Source organism: Micromonospora sp. MH33, assembly GCF_003013775.1.
In the GTDB taxonomy this organism is placed as follows: domain Bacteria; phylum Actinomycetota; class Actinomycetes; order Mycobacteriales; family Micromonosporaceae; genus Micromonospora; species Micromonospora fulviviridis.
Genome location: NZ_MUYZ01000412.1, coordinates 1 through 4,308, shown reverse-complemented (window position 1 = coordinate 4,308; position 4,308 = coordinate 1). Strand labels below are relative to the sequence as shown.

Genomic DNA, 4,308 nt, shown 5'->3' with positions numbered 1-4,308 from the left:
GGGGCGCCGCCGAGGCGTACGACACCCGGCAGGGCACGCCCAGCTCGGCGCCGAGCGCCGCGGCCACCCGACCCACCGAGCCACGCGCCCGGAAATCCCGGGTGCCCGCCGCGGCCAGCACCACGGCGTCGAAGCCGCCCGGCTCCGCCTCGGCCAGCCGGCGGCGCAGCCCGGCCAGCAGCCGGGTGTCCACCATCCCGTCCGCCGGCCCCAGCACGTCGGTCACCCGTACCTCGATCGCCGCGCCACCCTGACGGGCCGCCGCCACCGCCGCCGGGACGTCGACCTTCCGGTGGTACGCGGCGGTCAGCAGCAACGGCACCAGCACCGCCCCGGGGTGACCGGCGGCGGCCAGGTCCCGCAACACCGCGGCGGGACCGGGGTCGGTGTGGTCCAGCCAGCTCGGCAGCACCGGGACGCCCGGGCGGGCGGCCGCCACGGCCCGGGCCAGCGCCCGGGTCGCCGCGGCCGCTCGCGGATCCCGACTGCCGTGCGCGACCAGCACCACCGGCGGCTCGGCGGTCAGGTGTGCAGGCCGCACTCGGTCTTCTCGAACATGGCCCAGCGGCCCGCCCGCGGGTCCTCCCCCGCCCGGGTACGGCGGGTGCAGGGCCAGCAGCCGATCGAGCCGTAGCCCCGGGCTAGCAGCTCGTTCACCGGGATGTCGTAGCGGGCGATGTAGGCGTCCACGTCCCGCTGGCTCCAGGCCGCGATCGGGTTGACCTTGACCTTGCCGCGCCGGGCGTCGAAGGCCACCACCGGGGTGTTGGCCCGGGTCGGCGACTCGTCCCGGCGCAGCCCGGCGGCCCAGGCGTCGTACCCGGTCAGCGCCCGCTCCAACGGCTCGACCTTGCGCAGCTGGCAGCAGTCGTCCGGGGACTTGCTGAACAGCCGGGGGCCGTACTGGCCGTCCTGCTGGCCGACGGTCATCCGGGGGCGGATCGAGCGCACGTTCACCGGCAGCCGCCGGGCCACCTCGTCGCGGACCCTGAGCGTCTCCGGGAAGTGCAGGCCGGTGTCCAGGAAGACCACGTCGACCCCGGGGGCGACCCGGGAGACCAGGTGCGCCAGCACCCCGTCGGCCATCGAGCTGGTCACGCAGAACCGGTCCCCGAAGGTCTCGGCGGCCCAGCGGGCGATCTCCATCGCGGGCGCACCCTCCAACTCCCGGCCGGCCCGCTCGGCCAGCGCGCGCAGCTCCTCCGGGTCGCGCCGGGCCGGGTCGGCCGGGGCCGGCCCGCCGATCCCGACCAGGCCCAGGCCGGCGGCGGAGGGCAGGGCGCTCATCGGGTCACCGCCCGGCTCAGCAGGCCGGTGAACCGGACGGTGAAGACCCGGGCGCAGGCATGGCACTCCCAGGCGCCGTGCCCGGCCTCGTGCGGCCGCAGGTCCTCCTCCCCGCAGTACGGGCAGTAGAGAGGCGCAGATCGGGCATCGCTCATCGCAATTCCTCCTCGTCGACCCTGATCACCCAGTTGGCGAAGCTCTCACCCTCGGTCCGGCCGGCCAGGTACCGGCGGGCCAGCCGTTCCACGTACTCCGGAAGCTCCTCGGCGGTGGTCTTCAGGCCGCGCAGCTTGCGGCCGAACCCGGCGGTCTGCCCGGCGGCCATGCCCAGGCCGCCGCCGAGGTGCACCTGGAAGCCCTCCACCTGCCGGCCGTCCGGGCCCACCACGAGCTGGCCCTTGAGGCCGATGTCGGCGACCTGGGTGCGGGCGCAGGCGTTCGGGCAGCCGTTGAGGTGGATGGAGATGTCCGCGTCGAAGTCGCGCAGCCGCTCCTCCAGCCGGGCCACCAGCTCCTCGCCGCGCCGCTTGGTCTCGACGATGGCGAGCTTGCAGAACTCGATGCCGGTGCAGGCCATGGTGCCGCGCCGCCAGGCCGAGGGCCGGGCCTCCAGGCCGATCCCGCGCAGCTCCGCCACCAGCGGGTCGGTCCGCTCCGGCGCCACGTCCAGCACCAGCAGCTTCTGGTACGGGGTGAGCCGCACCCGGCCGCTGCCGTGCGCCTCGGCCACGTCGGCGAGCCGGGCGAGCTGGGTGCCGGAGACCCGGCCCACCACCGGGGCGGCGCCGACGTAGTTGTTGCCGTCGCGCTGCGCGTGCACGCCGATGTGGTCGACCGGCTTCGCCGGCAGCGTCGCGGCCGGGCCGTCGAGCAGCGCCCGGCCCAGGTACTCCTTCTCCAGCACCTCGCGGAACTTCGCCACGCCCCAGTCGGCGACCAGGAACTTCAGCCGCGCCCGGTTGCGCAACCGGCGGTAGCCGTAGTCGCGGAAGATGCCGACCACCCCGGCCCAGACGTCCGGCACCTCGGCCAGCGGCACCCAGACGCCGAGGCGCTTGGCCAGCATCGGGTTGGTGGAGAGGCCGCCGCCCACCCAGACGTCGAAGCCGGGACCGAGGTCCGGGTGCTCGACGCCGAGGAAGGCGATGTCGTTCGCCTCGTACGGGGTGTCGACCAGCCAGGAGATCGAGGTCTTGAACTTGCGGGGCAGGTTGGAGAACCGCTTGTCGCCGACGTACCGGCGGACGATCTCGTCGACCGCCGGCGTCGGGTCGAGCACCTCGTCCCGGGCCACCCCGGCGACCGGGCTGCCCAGCACGACCCGGGGGCAGTCGCCGCACGCCTCCGTGGTCTGCAGGCCGACCGACTCCAACCGGCGCCAGATCTCCGGCATGTCCTCGACCCGGATCCAGTGGTACTGGATGTTCTGCCGGTCGGTGATGTCGGCGGTGTCGCGGGCGAACTCCCGCGAGATGTCCGCGACGACCCGGAGCTGGGCCAGGGTGAGTTCACCACCGTCCACCCGCACCCGGAGCATGAAGAACTCGTCCTCCAGCTCGTGCGGCTCCAGCACGGCCGTGCGACCGCCGTCGATGCCCGCCTTGCGCTGGGTGTAGAGGCCCCACCAGCGGAACCGGCCGCGCAGGTCCTGCGGGTCGATCGAGGCGAAGCCCCGGTGCGCGTAGATGTTCTCGATCCGGGCCCGCACGTTCAGCGGGTCGTCGTCCTTCTTGATGCGCTCGTTGGCGTTGAGCGGCTCGCGGTGCCCGAGCGCCCACTGCCCCTCGCCACGGGGCCGGCGCGGGGCCCGGGCAACCGGCGCCGGGGTGTCGGGCCGGGTCGTGGTGGTGCTGCTGACCGCCATCGCGGCGTCCTCCGTTGTCTGCTGTGCCTGGTAGCGCGGACGCGGCGGCCGGCCCTGGGTGAGGGCCGAGGACGGCGATGTCGATGACGGCCGGCGCGGAACGCGCCCGAGACGGATGGGTCGGGCGTCGTCAGTGGGCCGGACAGATCGCGCTGCGGACGCGGCCGTAATCGACGTGGCGGCGGGCCACGAAGCGGCGGATGACAGCGGCGGTCATAGGCCACATGCTGCCACACCCGCCCGACCCCGACCACCGGCCGCCGATGTGATCCCACATCACGGGCCGCCGCCACCCCATCGACGGTGGTACGCTCCCGCGCCCCGTCGCTCCGCCAGCCCGCCCACCGGGATCGGCGGACCGGCCCGGCTCGGCCGCGCCGTCGTGTGACGCTGCGGGATGTGACTCCCGAGTCCGCACCGTCCCGCGACCGCCCGGCCTGGCTCGTGCCGGCGCTGCCGGGGCTGCTCACCCTGGTGGTCACGCTGGCCGGGATCGGGCACGCGCAGCCGTGGCGGGACGAGCTGGCGACCTGGAGCGCGGCCACCCGTACGGTCCCCGACCTGGTCCGGCTGGCCGGCACCATCGACGCCGCGACCGGGCCGTACTACCTGCTCATGCACGGCTGGACCGCGCTGGCCGGGACCTCGCCGACCGCGCTGCGGCTGCCGTCCGCGCTGGCCATGGCCGGGGCCGCCGCGCTCACCGCCCGGCTGGGCGCCCGGCTGGCCGGTCCCCGGGCCGGGCTGCTCGCCGGGCTGCTCCTCGCCGTCCTGCCGGGCACCTCCCGGTACGGCCAGGAGGCCCGCCCGTACGCCCTGGCCACCCTGCTCGCCGTGCTCGCCACGCTGCTGCTGGTCGGGGCGCTGCGCCGGCCCACCTGGCGGCGCTGGACCGGGTACGCCGTCGCCGTGGCCGCGCTCGGGCTGCTCCACCTGATCGCCCTGACCCTGCTCGCCGCGCACGCCGTCGTGGTGCTGCTGGTCACGTGGTCCGGTCCCGCGGCGGCCGGCATCGGCGCTCCCCCGGACCCGACCCGCCCGGCGGACAGCGCCCCGCGGGAGGCCGCCAACCCAGCGCCCGCCGGAACCCGGGTGCTGTGGCGGTGGCTGGTGGCGCTGCTGCCGGCGGCCGTGCTGGTCGCCCCGCTGGTGCTGGC

At 75.7% G+C, this 4,308-nt stretch carries 5 protein-coding genes; 1 reads left to right on the top strand and 4 read right to left on the bottom strand.

Annotated features, from left to right (window positions below; translation table 11 throughout):
- From B0E53_RS33415 to B0E53_RS33405, 4 genes are all read right to left on the bottom strand, one after another.
- On the bottom strand, positions 1 to 541 hold a 541-nt coding region (locus B0E53_RS33415; protein ID WP_246835728.1), incomplete at its 3' end, for a CbiX/SirB N-terminal domain-containing protein.
- The gene (locus B0E53_RS33410) at positions 523 to 1,287 is read right to left on the bottom strand and encodes a phosphoadenylyl-sulfate reductase (protein WP_107079586.1); all 765 of its coding nucleotides are present in this window, start codon (positions 1,285 to 1,287) and stop codon (positions 523 to 525) included. The genes B0E53_RS33410 and B0E53_RS33415, both read right to left, overlap by 19 nt.
- Complete coding sequence (locus B0E53_RS37185) at positions 1,284 to 1,442, bottom strand: IS1 family transposase (RefSeq protein ID WP_146167879.1); 159 nt, start codon at positions 1,440 to 1,442, stop codon at positions 1,284 to 1,286. The genes B0E53_RS33410 and B0E53_RS37185 overlap by 4 nt, the downstream gene beginning before the upstream one ends.
- Entirely contained in the window at positions 1,439 to 3,151 is a 1,713-nt protein-coding gene (locus B0E53_RS33405; RefSeq protein ID WP_107079585.1) for a nitrite/sulfite reductase, read from the bottom strand. Before B0E53_RS33405 ends, B0E53_RS37185 begins: the two co-directional genes overlap by 4 nt.
- A 399-nt stretch (positions 3,152 to 3,550) precedes the next feature.
- Between B0E53_RS33405 and B0E53_RS33400 the strand changes: the two genes are divergently transcribed.
- Positions 3,551 to 4,308: glycosyltransferase family 39 protein (locus B0E53_RS33400; protein ID WP_246835727.1), on the top strand; the 758-nt coding region annotated here is incomplete at its 3' end.